Below are 16,915 nucleotides of genomic sequence, written 5' to 3'. Positions count from 1 at the left end.
ATCGGGTGGCGAGGAGGCGTCCATGACGTCGGCTATGGGCAGAAGCCTGCTGGAACTGATCGACGAGGCGGACCGGAGGAGCTTGGCCGCGGCCGGCCTCGCCTGCCTCGACCGCTGTCTCCCCCTGCTCGCCCCCGAGGGCGCCGATGCGCTCCGGCCGGCCTGGGCCGCCGTTGCCCGTGGCGACGGGGCCGCCTGGGGGGAAGCCCTGACCAAGGCCCGTGCCGAGATCGCCGGGGACCCGAAGGACTCCGATGCCGACGCGGTGCAGGAGATGCTCACGAGCGCCCCGGCGGAATGGACCCCCGAGGCCCTGCGCGCCTGGGCCGGGGACTGCTCCAGCGCCGCCCTCGCCCTGCACGGCCGTCATGACGCGGCCGAACTGCCCGAGGGCCTGGTCGACCGCTGCCGCAGCGGAGACGCCGCCGGTGCGGGCCCGCTGCTCGCCGGCGAGCTCCGCCGCCAGCAGGCCGTCCTCGAATCGGTCGCCCACGGCCCGACCGGGCTGCGCCGGGCCCGCGAGCTCTCCGTGGAGGGCGGCCGGGTGCTCCGCGCGGTCGTCTCGCGCCGCGCCCGCACCGCCTGACGCGGCGGACCGCCGGTACCGCCGCCCTTGCCGGCCGGCGGGACCGGCCCGAAGGGGCCGTCCCGTCGGCCGGGCGGCTCAGTCCTCCGGGTTCTGGAGCGCCACCGAGGAGATCGTCGCGGCGATCTCCCGCTCCGCGGTGGCCTTGTCCAGGCCGAGCCCGCTCAGCACGCCCTCCCCGTCCTCGTGCTCCATGAGGGCCAGCAGGATGTGCTCGGTGCCGACGTAGTTGTGGCCGAGGCGCAGGGCCTCCCGGAAGGTCAGTTCCAGCACCTTCTTCGCCGCGGCGTCGTACGGGACGAGTGCGGGCACCTCGTCGACGGCCGGCGGCAGCGTCGCCGTGACGGCCTCGCGCACCTGCTCGGGGGTCACGCCCCGCGAGGCGATCCAGTGCGCCGCCAGTCCTTCGGGCTCCGCGAGCAGTCCGAGCGTCAGATGGATGGGGAGGATCTCGTCGTTGCGGGCGGCGATGGCCTCGTTCTGGGCGGACACCACGACGTTCCGGGCGCGGGGGGTGAAGCGGCTGAACCCTGCGTTCGGGTCCATCTTCTCCGCGTCCGGCCCCTTGGGGACGAAGCGCTTCTGGGCCGCCTGGCGAGTGACGCCCATGCTGCGGCCGATGTCGCTCCAGGAGGCGCCGGAGCGCCGCGCCTGGTCCACGAAGTGGCCGATCAGGTGGTCGGCGACCTCGCCGAGGTGGTCCGCCGCGACCACCGCGCTGGAGAGCTGTTCCAGGGTGTCGGGGTGGACCTCCTTGATTGCTTCGATGAGTTCGTCGAGACGGACGGGGACGTTCAGGCCGACTGGATTCGCCATGAGGCAACCCTAGGTTGACAGTCATGGACTGTCAACGGTCGGTTGACAGTCGAGGGGGCGTGCCGCCCCTCGGACGGGCGAGGGGGAGCGCGAGAACGTCACGAAGAAGCCCCCGAGGGAGCGGGAGGGGGCCGGGAGGGGTTGGAAGGGGGGCGGCGCGAGGGGCCGGGGAACGCCGGGCAGGGGCGAAGGGACGCCCGGAAGGGCGAGGGGCCGGGAAGCGCCGGGAAGGGTGGGAAAAAGGGAGACGACCGGGGCCGCCACCCCCCACAGGAGAGGCCCCGGTCGTCATCCACGGAGCCGCAGCACGACTCCGTATTCCTTTCAGCGCCGAGGGTGCGTTTTCTGTCACACCGGGATGCGCCCGTCCGACCACGGGAAGGTTGCAAGTTGCACAAAGACCCCGGATCGCGTGGACGCGGCGCCACGGCACGACGTAGCGTGCATCTGCGCGAGGCGGCGTGGCGGTGGTGACCGGCCGCGATGACGCAGGACGCGACGACACCACCGACGAACAGGGTTTGGGGAGTGCTGGGGGACGACGCGGAGCTGACTGCCGCGGTGCTCGCTGCTCAGGACGGGGACGAGAACGCCTTCCGTGCTGTGTACCGCGCCGTGCATCCTCGGCTGCTCGGCTACATACGCACACTGGTGGGCGACCCGGATGCCGAGGACGTGGCCTCCGAGGCGTGGCTCCAGATAGCCCGTGACCTCGACCGCTTCGAGGGCGACGCGGACCGTTTCCGCGGCTGGGCGGCCAGGATCGCCCGCAACCGCGCGCTCGACCACATCCGGATGCGCGGCCGGCGCCCCGCCGTCGGAGCCGACGAGACCGAGCTCGCCGACAAGCCCGCCGAGTCCGACACGGCGGGCGAGGCGCTGGAGGCCCTCGCCACCGGCGACACCCTGCAGCTGATCTCCCGACTCCCGCAGGACCAGGCCGAGGCCGTCGTCCTCCGGGTCGTCGTCGGCCTCGACGCCAAGAGCGCCGCCGAGACCCTGGGCAAGCGTCCCGGCGCCGTGCGCACCGCCGCCCACCGGGGCCTCAAGAAGCTGGCCGAACTCCTCGGTGTCGACGGCGCGCCGGACGGACCGGAAGGCGCCGGCGGGGCCGTCGTCCCCCTGGACGGCGTCCCTCCGCAACGCGGTCGTACGCCGGGGGCCGTGACCCCCGGCGGTGTGACGCAATCGCGTCCGCGTACGCAGAAGGACATGTGATGGCCGACGAGCGGTACCAGTGGCTCGACCAGGAGGCCGCGGAGCGGCTGCTCCGTGGTGAGCCGGTCGAGACCGTCGGCGATCCCGCGCGTTCCCAGGCCGAGCTGCTCGCCGACGCCCTGGGCGCGGCCCGCACCCCCGCCGTCCCGCCCACCGACACGGGCGAGCTGCCGGGCGAGGCCGCCGCGCTCGCGGCCTTCCGCCAGGCCGCCGCCGAACGCGCTGCGGCCGGCACCGGAGCCGCAGCGGTCGGCCGCGCCGCCACACCCGGCCGGACACCGCGCACCTCCGGCGCGGCCCCGGTGCGCCGCTGGGGACGTTCCGTCCGGTACGGGCTGGCCGCAGCCCTCGCCGCCGTCACGGTCGGTGGCGTCGCCGTCGCCGCGGGCACCGGCGTGCTGCCCCTCGGCGGCCCCGCACCCACCACCTCCACCACCGCGGGGAGCACGGCGGAGCCGCTCGTCTCCGAGGACTCCGGAATGCCCCGGGGCACCGCGGCGCCCACCACGGAACCCGGCGGTGACGAGCCCACGCCCGGTGCGTCCCCCTCGGCCGGATCCGGCACCCCCGACCCGACGGCCGGCACCCCGGACCGGAAGGGCACGGACACCGAGGGCGCGGACACCGGAGGGACGGACGCTCCGGAGCCCGGCGTGACCACCGCGCGCCCCGACGCCGGTTCGGGCGGACAGGGCGGCACCGGGGCCGGGGACAGCAATCAGGAGAAGGACCTCAAGGCCTGCCGGGAGTACCGGGAGGGTCGGCTCGACGCCGCGGATCGACAGCGGCTCGTGGACAGGCTGCGCAGCGGCGACACCCTGCGCCGCTACTGCGACCGGATCCTCTCCGGCGGCACCGGCGCGTCCCCGGAGCCCGACCGGGGCGACCCCGGGGACCCGTCCGACCCGCACCCGGGCTCCGGGGGTTCCTCCGGCAGCGGCTCGACCGGCGCCAAGGACGGCGGCCGGGGCACCTCCGGCGCCGGCAACCAGAACGGCGGGGGCCGCGGCGACGCCCTGCTCTCCACCGGGACCGAGGCCGTGCCGTCCACCGCGAGCAGCACCGGAACCACCGTCGCGACGCGCGTTCCGCTCGCGGTGTAACACTTCTGGACCCGGTGACGCAGTACTGAATGAGCCGACTGGTCATCGGCCGCGCAGTGAGCCGGGGTTCCCCCCGTACCTACGGCTCCGCGCACCCGGCGCGGGTGGGACACGTTCCCCCGGTCCCACCCGCGCCCTCCCTCTCCAGGCCCTCCGGCCGCGGACGGCCTACCAGTAGACGACGACCTTGTCGCCGACCTTCACCTGGTCGAAGAGGGCCGCCAGCTTGGCCCGGTCCCGGACATTGACGCAGCCGTGCGAGGCCCCGTTGTAGCCGCGGGCCGCGAAGTCCGACGAGTAGTGCACGGCCTGGCCGCGGCTGAAGAACATCGAGTACGGCATGGGCGTGTGGTAAATCGTCGACGTCCACTCCTTCGCCTTCCACTCGACCTTGAACAGGCCCTCGCGGGTCGGCGTGTTCTCCGAGCCGAAGCGGACGTCCACCGAGGAGACGACCTTGCCGTCGATCATCCAGGCGAGCGTCCGGCTCTCCTTGCTGATGCACATCACCCGGCCGGTCATGCACCGCGGGTCCGGGGCGGCCAGCTTGTTGGTGGTCGAGGGCTTCAGCTCGTCGGCCGTCGGCTTCATGGAGACGGACAGCAGCTCCTTCCAGGTCGCCCCGTCGACCGAACCGGTCTCCGGCAGGTCCCGGTGCGCCTGGAACTTCTTCACCGAGGCCGTCGTGATCGTCCCGTAGAAACCGGTGGGCGCCCGGTCGAAGAAGTCCAGCTGCCGCAGTCGCGCCTGGAGCTCCCGCACCTGCTCGCTCTCGTCCCCGTCGCCCATGAGCGGCTTCGGCCCGGGCTGCCCGGTGGAGGGTTCGGCCGTGGGGAAGGTCGCGGAGGGCGACGGCGGCTTGGCGTCCGAGGTGGGCGTGGAACCGGCAGGGGAACCCGACGCGGTGGAGGTCGGCGCGGTGGAGGTCGGCGCGCCGCCCCCCGGCGCGGTCGAGGTCGGTGCGGGGGGTGCGTCCACACCGCCCCCGACGGTGTCGGGCGTACAGCCCGCGGCCAGTGCCACCGCCACGGCGGCCAGGGCCGCCCTGCGCAGCGCGGGTCCGCGCAGCACGGACCCGCGTATGACGGACGGAGATCGCTTCATCCTTGCCCCCCGAGATGTGTCGTGTGCTTGTAGGGATGCTTCCCGCGCGCGTCCGGTTGCGCACCCGGGGCACGAACCGCGCATCCTGGGGGAAGGCCCCGGCGCGCTGCCACCGTCGCCCGCACGCCCGTCACCACGGTCCGTGGCGAAGGTCGGTACCGCCGGGCCACGGGTCTGGTCGGCAGGCCTGCGCGACGGGTCGATCGGGAGGCACCACACATGGCGCGCGAGTCGGAGTCGGGGCTGCCCGTCGAGCCGGTCTACGGACCGCAGGCGCTGGAGGGCTGGAACCCGGTCGAGAAGCTGGGCGAGCCCGGCGCGTACCCCTTCACCCGCGGGGTGTACCCGTCGATGTACACCGGACGTCCGTGGACGATGCGGCAGTACGCCGGTTTCGGCACCGCGGTGGAGTCCAACGCCCGCTACAAGCAGCTGATCGCCAACGGCACCACGGGCCTCTCGGTCGCCTTCGACCTGCCGACCCAGATGGGCCACGACTCCGATGCGCCGATCGCGCACGGCGAGGTCGGCAAGGTCGGCGTGGCCGTCGACTCGATCGACGACATGCGGATCCTGTTCGACGGCATCCCGCTGGACAAGGTCTCCACCTCGATGACCATCAACGCCCCCGGCGCCCTGCTGCTGCTCCTCTACCAACTGGTCGGAGAGGAGCAGGGCGTCCCGGCCGAGGAGCTGACCGGCACGATCCAGAACGACGTGCTCAAGGAGTACATCGCCCGGGGCACGTACATCTTCCCGCCCCAGCCCTCGCTGCGGCTGATCGCGGACACCTTCAAGTACTGCAGGGCCGAGATCCCGAAGTGGAACACCATCTCCATCTCCGGCTACCACATGGCCGAGGCCGGGGCCTCGCCCGTGCAGGAGATCGCCTTCACCCTGGCCGACGGCATCGAGTACGTGCGCACCGCGGTCGCCGCCGGAATGGACGTGGACGACTTCGCCCCCCGCCTCTCCTTCTTCTTCGTGGCCCGCACCACGATCCTCGAAGAGGTCGCCAAGTTCCGGGCCGCCCGTCGGATCTGGGCGCGGGTGATGAAGGAGGAGTTCGGCGCCGAGAACCCCAAGTCGCTGATGCTGCGCTTCCACACCCAGACCGCCGGTGTGCAGCTCACCGCCCAGCAGCCCGAGGTCAACCTGGTGCGCGTGGCCGTCCAGGGCCTCGCGGCCGTCCTGGGCGGCACCCAGTCGCTGCACACCAACTCCTTCGACGAGGCCATCGCCCTGCCCACCGACAAGTCCGCCCGCCTCGCCCTGCGCACCCAACAGGTCCTCGCCTACGAGACGGACGTCACGGCCACCGTCGACCCCTTCGCCGGCTCCTACGCGGTCGAGAAGATGACGGACGACGTCGAGGCCGCGGCCCTGGAGCTGATGGACCGGGTCGAGGAGATGGGCGGTGCGGTCCACGCGATCGAGCGCGGCTTCCAGAAGGGCGAGATCGAGCGCTCCGCCTACCGGATCGCGCAGGAGACCGACGGCGGCGAGCGGGTCGTCGTCGGCGTCAACCGCTACGCCATCGATGTGGAGGAGCCCTACGAGCCGCTGCGCGTGGACCCGGCGATCGAGGCCCAGCAGGCCGAGCGCCTCGCCCGGCTCCGTGCCGAACGCGACCGACCGGCCGTGGACGCGGCCCTCGCCGCCCTCAAGGAGGCGGCCGAGGGCACCGACAACGTCCTCTACCCGATGAAGGAGGCCCTCAGGGCGCGCGCCACCGTCGGTGAGGTCTGCGACGCGCTCCGCAGCGTCTGGGGCACCTACGTCCCCACCGACGCGTTCTAGCCGGTCCCACCCGGCAGAACCCCGAAGCGGAGCGTCGCACCGGTGTGCGACACTCCGCTTCATGCTGGGTGTCATCGATCTGCCGACCTATCTCGCCGGGCTCGTCCTCATCATCCTCCTCCCGGGGCCGAACTCGCTGTACGTGCTGTCCGTCGCCGCCCGCAAGGGCACCCGGACCGGGTACAAGGCCGCCGCCGGGGTGTTCACCGGCGACGCGGTCCTGATGACGCTCGCCGCACTCGGCGCCGCCTCGCTGCTCCAGACCACCCCGCTGCTGTTCATGATCGTGAAGTACGCGGGGGCGGGCTACCTGGCGTGGATGGCCTACGGCATGCTGCGCTCGGCCCTGTCGATGTGGCGCTCCCGGCACGAGGTCGTCACCGCGTCCGCCGCGGAGCCGGACGCCGGACCGTCCGAGCGGCCGTACCGCCGGGCGCTGATCATCAGCCTCTTCAACCCGAAGGCGATCCTCTTCCTGATCTCCTTCTTCGTGCAGTTCGTGGACCCGTCCTACGCCTACCCGGCGCTCTCCTTCCTGGTCCTCGGCACCCTGCTCCAGCTCGGCAGCTTCCTCTACCTCACGACCCTGATATTCGGCGGCACCCGCCTCGCCTCCGCGTTCCGCCGCCGCCGGCGCCTCTCCGCCGGTGCGACCTCCGCCGCCGGCGCCCTCTTCCTCGGCTTCGCGGCCAAGCTCTCGCTCAGCAGCGCCGCCTGAAGCACCGCCCTTGACCCTCACACCGTGTGAGGCCGTTCCGTAGGGGGCGTCATGTTCACCATCGGAGACTTCGCCCGGCACGGGCGGGTGTCGGTCCGGATGCTGCGCCACTACGACGCCATCGGACTGCTGCACCCGACCCACGTCGACCCGCACAGCGGCTACCGCTTCTACTCCGCGGACCAGCTCGCCCGGCTCAACCGCGTCATCGCGCTCAAGGACCTCGGCTTCACCTTGGAACAGGTCGGGTCGATCCTCGACGAGCAGGTCGACGCGCACGCGTTGCAGGGCATGCTGCGGCTGCGCCAGGCCGAGCTGGAAACGGCCGTGGAAGAGGCCAGGGCCCGGCTCGCCCAGGTCGGTGCGCGGCTCCGAGCCATCGAGAGGGAGGGACGCATGTCCACCCAGGACGTCGTCGTCAAGAAGGTCCCCGCCGTTCGCGTCGCCGAGCTGAGCGCGCCCGCCGCGAGCTTCGGCCCGCAGCACGTCACCCCGGTCATCGGCCCGTTGTACGAGGAGCTGTGCGGACGGCTGGAGCGCGCCGGCATCACCGGCTTCGGCCCCGCGATCGCCTACTACGAGGACGCCGGCAAGGGAGACGGCTCGATCGTCGTGCACGCGGCGACGACGGTGCCCGAGGGCACCGCCGTGGCGGGCGTCGAGGTGCACGTCCTGCCCGGCATCGAGGAGGCGGCGACCATCGTGCACCGGGGGGAGATGGACGGGGTCCTGCCGACCGCGCAGGCCCTGGCCTCCTGGATCGACATCCACGGCTACGCCTCGGCCGGGTACGCCCGCGAGCTGTACCTGGAGTGCCCGGAGGACCCGGCCGGCTGGGTCACCGAGATCCAGGAACCGATCGCCCGCGCCTGAACCGCCGCGGGCCCGGGACCCCCGCACGGGTTCCCGGGCCCGCCGTTTCGCGGTGGTCCGCTATCTCTTCAGCGCCTTGCGCAGGCGCAGCGCGTGCCGCGCGAGTCGACGCACCCTCGGGTGCCGGGGGATCGGCAGTCCGCCGGGCAGGCCCAGCACGGTGAGGCGACGTCGGGTGAAGTGGTGCCGGGTGCGCTCGGCGAGCGGTCCGGAGAGGTGCCGCTCCGCGGCCCCCCTCAGGTCCGCCCGTATCTTCGGCTGCATGGCGAAGCCGACCGCCGCGACCAGGTCGTTCAGCTCCGTCGGGTCGAGCGCCGCCCCGCCGCCCCCCTCCAGGGGCGGGACGACCGCGTCGACGACCGTGAGCGGGATCCGGTTGCTGTTCTGGAACGGGGCGAGCCGCTGCAGGAGCGTTTCGGTGCCGACCCGGGCGATCGGCACCCCGTAGAAGGTCCGTGCGGTGAGCAGCGCGGTGGAGAAGCAGCCGACGACGAGCGCGGGCCGCAACTCGCGGTAGAGCACCTCCGCGAGCACGGGACGGTCCTCGACGGTCAGGACGGCGCCGAGCTCGGCCGCCGTCTCCACCAGAGCCCGCGACCAGGCGTCCGGGGCCGTCGGGTGCGGCTTGAAGACGAGCCGCCGGTGGCCCAGCGCGACGGCGCCCCGGACCATCCGCAGGTGCAGTTCCTCCTCCTCGGCGGCGGTCAGCAGGTTCAACGCCGCCAGGTACTGACCGAGGAGCACCACCGGCCCCTCCTGCGCCGGTGCCACGGCCTTGGCGGCCGGCCCGGCCAGCTCCTCGACGACCTTCGTGAACGCCTGCGTCGGCACCGCCTCGGAGGTCGCCCCGAATTCGGCGAGCAGCAGCGGGGTCAACTCCGGCACCAGATCGAGGTGGAGCAGCCGGCCCACGCGCCCGCCGATCAACGGATCGATCTTGTTGCGGGTCGGGCCGTAGCTCATCAGGCCGTCCGCGTACGCCGTGATCGGCGCCTCGGGCAGCAACTGGGCGATGGCCAGCGCCGGTGTCACCTGGAGGGACTCCAGGGCCAGCTCGACCCGGTCGTCGCCCAGCTCCCAGATCCGTCGCAGATGGCGCTGCAGGAGCGGCAGATCGCTTGCGCGGGGGGTCCAACCGCCCGGGTGGAGCGGGGAGATCACCTCGTTCCAGGACAGCACGGAGTCGAAGCGGCTGCGCAGCCGCTCGAAGCCCTCGGCCTCGTCCAGGGCGGGGGTGGTCTCCGGCACGGCCGCGTTGTTGGCGACGAGGAGGATGCGACGGTCGGCGGGGCCGAAGCAGCCGCTGTCGAGCGCGGCGGCGAGGGTCACGACGCCGTAGAGGGTGGAGGCGCAGAAGATCTGGGTGGTGCGACGGGTGCTCATGCGGCGGCCTCCGTGGAGCTCGTGCCCGCGCCGGGGTCGGTGCCCGCGCCGGACGCGCGGACCGGGGGCGCGGGCGGGGGAGCCGGGCGGCGTCGGCGCAGCCGGCGCAGCATCGTCGCGCGGTCCCCGCCCATCGCGGCCAGGGCCTCGTCGAGGACCTCCTGTGGCATCCGCTGCAACGCGCCCGCGCTCATCGCCTTCAACTGGCGCGCCACTTCGGGCTCGAAGCGTTCGATCGAGCCGATGTGGTGGGAAATCACCGCGCAATATGTGCGGACGGCCTTCGGAAGGAGGCGGTCCGCGTCTTCGTCCCGTGCGGTTTCCGTGATGACCTGGTCGAATGCGCGAATGAAGTCCAATTGTCGGACGTCGCCGATCTGGGTGAGCGAATTGGCCACCCCGCGCCGGTAGAAGACGCCGAGTTCCCCGATTGCGGCGAAGGATTCCGCCTCGCGGTGCAGCCGCCAGATCCACGGTCGGTCCTCGGCGGTCCGAAGGCCGTGCGGGAAGTGCAGCAGGCCCCGGTCGAGGAGCCGTCGGTGGTAGATCCCGGCCCAGGCGTACGGGTAGTCGACCGAGGTCGTGCGGTGCGCCGGCAGGATCGCGTCCCGGGGGCGCAGCGCTTCGGCACGGCGGGCGACCGGCACCTGGCGCACGGAGCGCTTCCGGCCGGTGACCACCACGTGGTCGGTGCGCAGGAAGTCGCAGTCCAGCGATTCGGCCGCGGCGACCAGCCGTTCGTAGTAGCCGGGGGCGAGCCAGTCGTCGCCGTCGAGGAAGGTCACGTACTCGCCGCGAGCGGCGTCGAGACCGGTGTTCCGGGCCGTGGCGAGGCCCTCGTTGTGCGCGTGCCTGATCAGGACGGCACCCGGGACCTCGCGTGCGGCCCGTTCGAGGAGTGCGGGCGTCCCGTCCGACGAACAGTCGTCGACCAGCAGGAACTCGAAGTCCTCGCGGGCGTTGGCGCGCAGGCTCGTGAGGGTGTCGGGGGCGTATGTCTGCACGTTGAAGAACGGCACGACGACGGAGAGCTTGACCACGCGGCCGACGCTAGGCGCCGCCCCGGCATTCCCCCCGACCATCGGGAATCCATTGGGTGAACGCCAGGCGGCAGGCTGATTAACCACCTTTTCCCTCGGGTGAAATCGGCCCCCGAGCGTCCGGAAAACGCCCCGCTTCAACGTGCGGAGAGGCTCTGTTCACCCTTTGTTGCCATTGAGTTGGGCCGAAGAGCGGAATGCCCTTCTAGCGTCCTCGACGTGCCAGCAAGTACCAAAGAAGCGATACGGGTCGCCGTACTCGCCGACTCCGACACCCGGTGGAAATGGGGCGGCCTCACCGCGCGCCGCATCACGGAAGCGAACGCCGAACACAGCGGTTTCGTCCTGCGCGGACGCGCCACGCCGACGGCGCGCCAACTCGCCGAGACCGGAGTGTCCCAGGACGCCCCGCGCGAGGTGACCGGAGCGGAGTTCCTGCGTGCGGTACGGGACGCGGAGGCGCGCGGCGAGGGATACGACGTCCTCGTCCTCGCCCTGGTCGGCGGCACCGTCCGGGCCGTCCTCCAGGGGCTGGCCGACCTCGGCCTCCAGCGGCGCCCGGTGATCGTCACCGGCTACGTCGGCGTGGTGTACGAGAAGCTGACCGACGGCCTGCTGCTGCGGCACGGCGCCGACGTGGTCCTCGCCAACTCCCGTCACGACGCCGAGCGCTTCCGCGCCGTGTACGAGGGCGTCGGTGCCGGCGCCGACGCGGTCGTCGAAGCCGCGCTGCCCTTCCTCGGCGGATCCCCGTACGCCCCCCGGGCCGACCGCGACGTCCTGGTCTTCGCCGCGCAGCCGTCCGTGCCCGCCACCCGTTCCGAGCGGGCCTACGTACTGCGCCGGCTGATAGGGCACGCCCGGCTCCACCCGGAGCGCGAGGTGCTCCTCAAGCTCCGCTCCAAGCCGGGCGAACACACCACCCACCTGGAGGAGTTCCCCTTCCAGAAGCTGGTGCGCGAACTCGATCCGCCGCACAACTTCCGCCTCGTGTACGGGCACATGGGCGAGGTCCTCGACCGCACCGACCTCCTGGTCACCGTCTCCTCCACGGCCGCCCTCGAAGCGCTGCACCGCCGGATCCCCACCGCGATCCTCACCGACCTCGGGGTCCGCGAGGTGCTCGGCAACCACCACTTCGTCGGCTCCGGCCTGTTGACCTCCTTCGACCGGCTCGACCAGGGGCACGTGCCGACCCCCGACGGAACCTGGCTCGCCCGGCAGGGAGTCGCCTCCGACAGCCCCTACGAGCAGGCCTTCGACGCCGCCCGCGACCGGGTCGCCGAACTCCTCGCGCTTCCCGCGCTCCCCCCGATCGCCCCCTACTACACCGCGGAAACGGCCCCCGGCTACCTGCCGGGAATCCTCGCCCGCCACCGCCTGGACGTCACCGCGCCGGAGCCCCGCGAGAGCGGGCTGCGCCGGATCGTCCGCGAGGCCGCGCGGGGCGCGTACCGCCACGGCGTGCAGCGCGTCGCCCCCGTCATCCGCCGTCTGGGAGAACTCTGATGCCGACCCCCACCGTGCTCGCCGTCATCCCCGCCCGGGGAGGCTCCAAGGGCGTGCCCGCCAAGAACCTCGCCCCGGTGGCCGGCGTCCCGCTCGTCTCCCGTGCCGTCCGTGCCTGCCTCGACGCGCACCCCGTCACCCACGTCACGGTCTCCACCGACGACGCCGCCATCGCGGCGGCGGCCCGTGCGGCCGGAGCCGAGGCGGTCCAGCGGCCCGCCGAGATCGCCGGCGACACGGCCACCAGCGAGTCCGCGGTCCGCCACGCGATGGACGCCTTCGAGGCCCTCCACGGCCGCCCGGTGGACGTGGTCCTCCTGGTCCAGTGCACGAGCCCCTTCCTGACCTCCGCCGAGGTCGCGCAGACCGTCGAGCGGATCGTCTCCGGCGCCGCCGACACCGCCTTCACCGCGGCCCCGACCCACGGCTTCCTCTGGCGCGAGACCGAGGCGGGAGCCGAGGGCGTCAACCACGACAAGGCGCACCGTCCGCGCCGTCAGGACCGGGAGCCCGAGTACCTGGAAACGGGTGCCGTCTACGCGATGGACGCGACCGGCTTCCGCACCCACGGTCACCGCTTCTTCGGCCGCACCGCGCTCGTCGTCACCGACCCCGCCCGGGTCCTGGAGATCGACGACCCGCACGACCTCGCCCGGGCCAAGGCGCTGGCGCCGCTCCTCGACGAGCCCGCCACCCCCGGCTTCGCCGACGTGGACGCGGTCGTCCTCGACTTCGACGGAACCCAGACCGACGACCGGGTCCACCTCGACGCCGAAGGGCGCGAGTTCGTCTCCGCGCACCGCGGCGACGGCCTCGGCATCGCGGCCCTGCGCCGCGCCGGACTGCCCGTCCTCATCCTCTCCACCGAACAGAACGCCGTGGTCGCCGCCCGCGCCCGCAAGCTCAAGATCCCCGTCCTGCACGGCATCGACCGCAAGGACCGCGCCCTCAAGGAGTGGTGCGAGGCCGAGGGCATCGACCCGCAGCGCGTCCTCTACGCCGGCAACGACGTCAACGACCTGCCCTGCTTCCACCTCGTCGGCTGGCCCGTCGCGGTGAGCAGCGCCCACGACTCCGTACGGGCCGCCGCCCGCGCGGTCACCGTCACTCCGGGCGGCTCCGGAGCGATCCGTGAGATCGCCGCCTGGCTCCTCGGACCCGAGCTCGACACCCCCGCACGCACCACCCACGACATCTAAGGAACAGCACCATGAGCACCCGTCTCCGCACCCTCGGCGCCAAGACCGCCGGCCCCGGCCAGCCCGTCTACGTCACCGGCGAGATCGGCATCAACCACAACGGCGACCTCGACAACGCCTTCGCGCTCATCGACATCGCCGCCGAAGCCGGCTGCGACGCCGTCAAGTTCCAGAAGCGGACCCCCGAGATCTGCACCCCGCGCGACCAGTGGGACATCGAGCGCGACACCCCCTGGGGCCGGATGACCTACATCGACTACCGCCACCGCGTGGAGTTCGGCGAGGACGAGTACCGCGCCATCGACGAGCACTGCAAGAAGCGCGGCATCGACTGGTTCGCCTCCCCGTGGGACACCGAGGCCGTCGCCTTCCTGGAGAAGTTCGACGTCCCCGCCCACAAGGTCGCCTCGGCCTCCCTCACCGACGACGAGCTGCTCCGCGAGCTGCGCGCCACCGGCCGCACGGTGATCCTCTCCACGGGCATGTCGACGCCGAAGCAGATCCGCCACGCGGTCGAGGTCCTCGGCAGCGACAACATCCTGCTCTGCCACGCCACCTCGACCTACCCCGCCAAGGCCGAGGAGCTCAACCTGCGCGTCATCCAGACGCTCCAGGAGGAGTACCCGAACGTCCCGATCGGCTACTCCGGCCACGAGACCGGCCTCCAGACCACGCTGGCCGCCGTCGCCCTCGGCGCCACCTTCGTCGAGCGCCACATCACCCTCGACCGCGCCATGTGGGGCTCCGACCAGGCCGCCTCCGTCGAGTCGCAGGGCCTGCAGCGCCTGGTCCGCGACATCCGCACCATCGAGACGGCCCTCGGCGACGGCGTCAAGAAGGTGTACGAGTCGGAGCTCGGCCCGATGAAGAAGCTCCGCCGGGTCCAGGGCACCGTCGCCGCATGACCGGGCAGCTGGCGTTCGTCGAGAGCCCGGTCCAGCTCCTCAACGTCCTGGAATGGGCGCACGTCCGGTCCTCGGTCGCCGGGGAGCACGCCTCCCCGGGCGGCCGGGCGGCGGCCCCTCCCCGCTCCGCCGCGGGAGACCGTCCCGCCGGGGCGGACGGGGCACCCGCGACGGACGACGGCCTTGCCGGCCCCCAGCTCCCGGATTCCACGGCGCCCACGGGCGCTTCCCCCACGGGGCGCGCCCCCCGCGCCGGGGGTCCCTCCGGCCGGAGCACCGGCCTCACGGTGGTCGTCCTCTCGCCGACCGATCCGATGTCGCGGGGCCAGCTGCGCCGCATGGCCCAGTTGGCCCGCGACGCGGGGCTCACCGTCCACTGGCAGGAGGCCCGCTCCGGCCGGGGTTCCCTGGTCCGCACCCTGCGGGAACTCGCCCGGCCGTTGCGCTCGGCGGAGCGGGTGATCATCGGGGACCCGTTCTCCCGCTACGTCCAGCTCCTGCTGACCCTCTTCGCCCCCCGGCACGTGACCGTGGTCGACGACGGCACGGCGACCATGGAGTTCGCGGCCCAGCTCGGTCGCGGCGAACGCTTGGTGCGCTGGCACCGCAAGGGCAGTCGGGGCCCGCGCGAGATGGCGCTCGCCCCGGTGACCACACTGGCCCGGCGGCGCCTCGCCCCCGGCGGGGGCCGTACGGTCGAGATCTTCACCTCGCTGCCCGTGGAGGCCCCGCCGGGCGTCACGGTCACGGAGAACGCCTACGCCTGGACCCGGGACACCTTCGGCCCGCCGATGCTCACCGGCGGGGCCGACCTGGTCGGCACCTCGCTCGTCGAGACGGGCGTCGTCGACGAGGACCACTACGTGCGCGTGGTGGCGGGCCTCGCCCGCGCCCACGGCGCCACCCGCTACTTCGCGCACCGCCGGGAGAGCGCGGAGAAGCTGCACCGGATAGCGGTCGAGACCGGCCTCCAGATGGTCCGCCCCGACCTGCCCCTGGAGCTGGTCGCCCGGCGCGGGCCGGTGGGCCGCACGATCGTCAGCTTCCCGTCCACGGTCGTGCACACCCTGCCGCTGGCCCTGGCCGGCACGGGCGTCAAGGTCGCCGTCATCGAGGTCGCCCCCGAGTGGCTGCGGGCGACCGCCTCGCCGCGCGCCCAGGGCTTCCTGTCGGGGGTGGCGGGCACCGCGGCCCACGAAGTCGATCGGCTCACCACCCGGGTGGCCCACCCGACCGACCGACTGGAATTCGGCTGAGCGTACCCACAAGGAGTGGTCCTCAAGCCTGAGAAACTGAAAATTTTTCCCCTAACGGGCTGAACTTTTCGTGATCAACGGGCAGTTGACCTCTCCGCGGGCCTACCCTTCAAAGGGTGAACCAGTTGAAGTCCCGTGAGCCCGGCTCCGTCACCCTGCCCGGAACGCTGTCCGAACCCCTGCACGCCGAACTCGTGGCCTTCCGCAGGGACTTGCACATGCACCCCGAGCTCGGGAATCAGGAGTTCCGCACGACCGCCGCGCTCAAGGCCCGCCTGGAGGCGGCCGGCCTCGTGCCGAAGGTCCTTCCGGCCGGCACCGGACTCCTCTGTGACATCGGCACCCGGGCCGGCGGCGGGTCCGTGCTCGCGCTCCGCGCCGACCTGGACGCCCTGCCCATCCCCGACGTCAAGACCGTCGCCTACCGCTCCACCGTGGCCAACCGCGCCCACGCCTGCGGGCACGACGTCCACACCACCACCGTCCTCGGAGCCGGCCTCGTCCTCGCCGAGCTCGACCGCCAGGGGCTGCTGCCCCGGCCCGTGCGGCTGGTCTTCCAGCCCGCCGAGGAGGTCCTCCCCGGCGGAGCCGCCGACGCCATCGAGGCCGGGGTCCTGGACGGCGTCGGCCGGATCATCGCCGTCCACTGCGACCCCCGGGTGGACGCCGGCACGATCGGCCTCCGCGCCGGCCCCATCACCTCCGCCTGCGACCGGCTCGAAGTCACCCTCGACGGCCCCGGCGGCCACACCGCCCGCCCGCACCTGACCACCGACCTGGTCACCGCCGCGGCACGGGTCGCCACCGACGTCCCCGCCGTCCTGGCCCGCCGGGTCGACGCCCGCTCCGGCCTCTCGGTCACCTGGGGCCGCATCGAGGCGGGCCACGCGCCGAACGTCATCCCGCAGCACGCCGAGCTCTCCGGCACCGTCCGCTGCCTCGACCTGCCCGCCTGGCGGGACGCGCCCGACCTGGTCCACGCCGCGATCGACGAGGTCGCCGCCCTGCACCGGGCCAAGTCGACCGTCACCTACGTCCGGGGCGTCCCCCCGGTCGTCAACGATCCGGCCGCCACCGAGCTGCTCCGCGACGCCATGGCGGCCCGTCGGGGACCGCACGCGATCGAGGACACCGAGCAGAGCCTCGGCGGCGAGGACTTCTCCTGGTACCTGGAGCACGTCCCCGGTGCCATGGCCCGCCTCGGCGTCCGCACCCCCGGTGACACCCGGGTCCGCGACCTGCACGCCGGTGACTTCGACGTGGACGAGAGCAGCATCCGGGCCGGGGTGGAACTCTTCACGGCCGCGGCGCTGCTCGACGCCGAGGAACGGCGCTGACACCGGGCCGGACGGAGGGCTGGCCGGGCCCTGGACCGGGGGCGGCCGGGCCCCTCATCCGTCCGGCT

15 protein-coding genes are annotated in these 16,915 nt (G+C 73.0%); 11 read left to right on the top strand and 4 right to left on the bottom strand.

Annotation, left to right across the window (positions count from 1 at the left end; translation table 11 throughout):
* The first annotated feature begins 22 nt into the window (after window positions 1–22).
* Window positions 23–586 carry a hypothetical protein gene (locus tag ACFW22_RS24840; RefSeq protein WP_386408463.1) on the top strand — a complete coding sequence of 188 codons (564 nt, stop codon included), beginning with the start codon at window positions 23–25 and terminating at the stop codon, window positions 584–586.
* A 78-nt stretch (window positions 587–664) separates the two neighbouring features.
* Here ACFW22_RS24840 and ACFW22_RS24835 read toward each other — a convergent pair whose 3' ends face one another.
* Window positions 665–1,402, bottom strand: coding sequence for a Clp protease N-terminal domain-containing protein (locus tag ACFW22_RS24835; protein WP_386408461.1), 738 nt, complete (start codon window positions 1,400–1,402; stop codon window positions 665–667).
* Window positions 1,403–1,930: 528 nt separating this feature from the next.
* On the opposite strand from ACFW22_RS24835, the gene ACFW22_RS24830 reads away from it, so the two are divergent.
* Complete coding sequence (locus ACFW22_RS24830) at window positions 1,931–2,620, top strand: RNA polymerase sigma factor (RefSeq protein ID WP_386408459.1); 690 nt, start codon at window positions 1,931–1,933, stop codon at window positions 2,618–2,620.
* On the top strand, window positions 2,620–3,723 hold the full coding sequence (locus tag ACFW22_RS24825) for a hypothetical protein (protein WP_386408457.1): 1,104 nt from the start codon (window positions 2,620–2,622) through the stop codon (window positions 3,721–3,723). Before ACFW22_RS24830 ends, ACFW22_RS24825 begins: the two co-directional genes overlap by 1 nt.
* A gap of 168 nt (window positions 3,724–3,891) precedes the next feature.
* Here the strand turns inward: ACFW22_RS24825 and ACFW22_RS24820 are convergent, their stop codons facing one another.
* Window positions 3,892–4,794 carry a L,D-transpeptidase family protein gene (locus tag ACFW22_RS24820; protein ID WP_386408455.1) on the bottom strand — a complete coding sequence of 301 codons (903 nt, stop codon included), beginning with the start codon at window positions 4,792–4,794 and terminating at the stop codon, window positions 3,892–3,894.
* 252 nt (window positions 4,795–5,046) lie between these two features.
* On the opposite strand from ACFW22_RS24820, the gene ACFW22_RS24815 reads away from it, so the two are divergent.
* The 3 genes from ACFW22_RS24815 to ACFW22_RS24805 all read left to right on the top strand — a co-directional run bounded on the left by ACFW22_RS24815 (window position 5,047) and on the right by ACFW22_RS24805 (window position 8,218).
* A complete protein-coding gene (locus tag ACFW22_RS24815; RefSeq protein WP_386408453.1) occupies window positions 5,047–6,627 on the top strand; it encodes a methylmalonyl-CoA mutase in 1,581 nt (526 codons plus the stop codon).
* Window positions 6,628–6,688: 61 nt separating this feature from the next.
* A complete protein-coding gene (gene leuE / locus ACFW22_RS24810; protein WP_386408451.1) occupies window positions 6,689–7,345 on the top strand; it encodes a leucine efflux protein LeuE in 657 nt (218 codons plus the stop codon).
* 51 nt (window positions 7,346–7,396) lie between these two features.
* Window positions 7,397–8,218, top strand: coding sequence for a MerR family transcriptional regulator (locus tag ACFW22_RS24805; RefSeq protein ID WP_386408449.1), 822 nt, complete (start codon window positions 7,397–7,399; stop codon window positions 8,216–8,218).
* Window positions 8,219–8,278: 60 nt separating this feature from the next.
* On the opposite strand, the gene ACFW22_RS24800 is transcribed toward ACFW22_RS24805, so the two are convergent.
* Together ACFW22_RS24800 and ACFW22_RS24795 are read right to left on the bottom strand one after the other, a co-directional pair.
* Complete coding sequence (locus ACFW22_RS24800; protein WP_386408447.1) at window positions 8,279–9,601, bottom strand: polysialyltransferase family glycosyltransferase; 1,323 nt, start codon at window positions 9,599–9,601, stop codon at window positions 8,279–8,281.
* On the bottom strand, window positions 9,598–10,641 hold the full coding sequence (locus tag ACFW22_RS24795; protein WP_386408445.1) for a glycosyltransferase family 2 protein: 1,044 nt from the start codon (window positions 10,639–10,641) through the stop codon (window positions 9,598–9,600). The genes ACFW22_RS24800 and ACFW22_RS24795 overlap by 4 nt, the downstream gene beginning before the upstream one ends.
* A 219-nt stretch (window positions 10,642–10,860) precedes the next feature.
* Here ACFW22_RS24795 and ACFW22_RS24790 point away from each other — a divergent pair, with 219 nt between their 5' ends.
* The 5 genes from ACFW22_RS24790 to ACFW22_RS24770 all read left to right on the top strand — a co-directional run bounded on the left by ACFW22_RS24790 (window position 10,861) and on the right by ACFW22_RS24770 (window position 16,847).
* Window positions 10,861–12,150, top strand: a complete 1,290-nt coding sequence (locus ACFW22_RS24790) for a DUF6716 putative glycosyltransferase (RefSeq protein WP_386408443.1) — start codon at window positions 10,861–10,863, stop codon at window positions 12,148–12,150.
* A complete protein-coding gene (locus ACFW22_RS24785) occupies window positions 12,150–13,349 on the top strand; it encodes a cytidylyltransferase domain-containing protein (protein WP_386408441.1) in 1,200 nt (399 codons plus the stop codon). The genes ACFW22_RS24790 and ACFW22_RS24785 overlap by 1 nt, the downstream gene beginning before the upstream one ends.
* Window positions 13,350–13,360: 11 nt before the next feature.
* Window positions 13,361–14,254 carry an N-acetylneuraminate synthase family protein gene (locus ACFW22_RS24780; RefSeq protein ID WP_386408438.1) on the top strand — a complete coding sequence of 298 codons (894 nt, stop codon included), beginning with the start codon at window positions 13,361–13,363 and terminating at the stop codon, window positions 14,252–14,254.
* Window positions 14,251–15,510, top strand: coding sequence for a hypothetical protein (locus tag ACFW22_RS24775; protein ID WP_386408436.1), 1,260 nt, complete (start codon window positions 14,251–14,253; stop codon window positions 15,508–15,510). The genes ACFW22_RS24780 and ACFW22_RS24775 overlap by 4 nt, the downstream gene beginning before the upstream one ends.
* Window positions 15,511–15,626: 116 nt before the next feature.
* The gene (locus ACFW22_RS24770; protein WP_386408434.1) at window positions 15,627–16,847 is read left to right on the top strand and encodes an amidohydrolase; all 1,221 of its coding nucleotides are present in this window, start codon (window positions 15,627–15,629) and stop codon (window positions 16,845–16,847) included.
* The last annotated feature ends 68 nt before the right edge of the window (window positions 16,848–16,915 follow it).

Source organism: Streptomyces sp. NPDC058872 (assembly GCF_042743065.1).
GTDB lineage: Bacteria > Actinomycetota > Actinomycetes > Streptomycetales > Streptomycetaceae > Streptomyces.
This window is presented reverse-complemented; position numbering and strand designations above follow the sequence as displayed.

Bases quoted from the DNA above. Each gene is read 5' to 3' on its own strand.
- ACFW22_RS24815 (WP_386408453.1), top strand. From the start codon at position 5,047: ATGGCGCGCGAGTCGGAGTCGGGGCTGCCCGTCGAGCCGGTCTACGGA.
- ACFW22_RS24835 (WP_386408461.1), bottom strand. From the start codon at position 1,402: ATGGCGAATCCAGTCGGCCTGAACGTCCCCGTCCGTCTCGACGAACTC.
- ACFW22_RS24805 (WP_386408449.1), top strand. From the start codon at position 7,397: ATGTTCACCATCGGAGACTTCGCCCGGCACGGGCGGGTGTCGGTCCGG.
- ACFW22_RS24785 (WP_386408441.1), top strand. From the start codon at position 12,150: ATGCCGACCCCCACCGTGCTCGCCGTCATCCCCGCCCGGGGAGGCTCC.
- ACFW22_RS24800 (WP_386408447.1), bottom strand. From the start codon at position 9,601: ATGAGCACCCGTCGCACCACCCAGATCTTCTGCGCCTCCACCCTCTAC.
- ACFW22_RS24840 (WP_386408463.1), top strand. From the start codon at position 23: ATGACGTCGGCTATGGGCAGAAGCCTGCTGGAACTGATCGACGAGGCG.
- ACFW22_RS24825 (WP_386408457.1), top strand. From the start codon at position 2,620: ATGGCCGACGAGCGGTACCAGTGGCTCGACCAGGAGGCCGCGGAGCGG.
- leuE (WP_386408451.1), top strand. From the start codon at position 6,689: ATGCTGGGTGTCATCGATCTGCCGACCTATCTCGCCGGGCTCGTCCTC.
- ACFW22_RS24775 (WP_386408436.1), top strand. From the start codon at position 14,251: ATGACCGGGCAGCTGGCGTTCGTCGAGAGCCCGGTCCAGCTCCTCAAC.
- ACFW22_RS24780 (WP_386408438.1), top strand. From the start codon at position 13,361: ATGAGCACCCGTCTCCGCACCCTCGGCGCCAAGACCGCCGGCCCCGGC.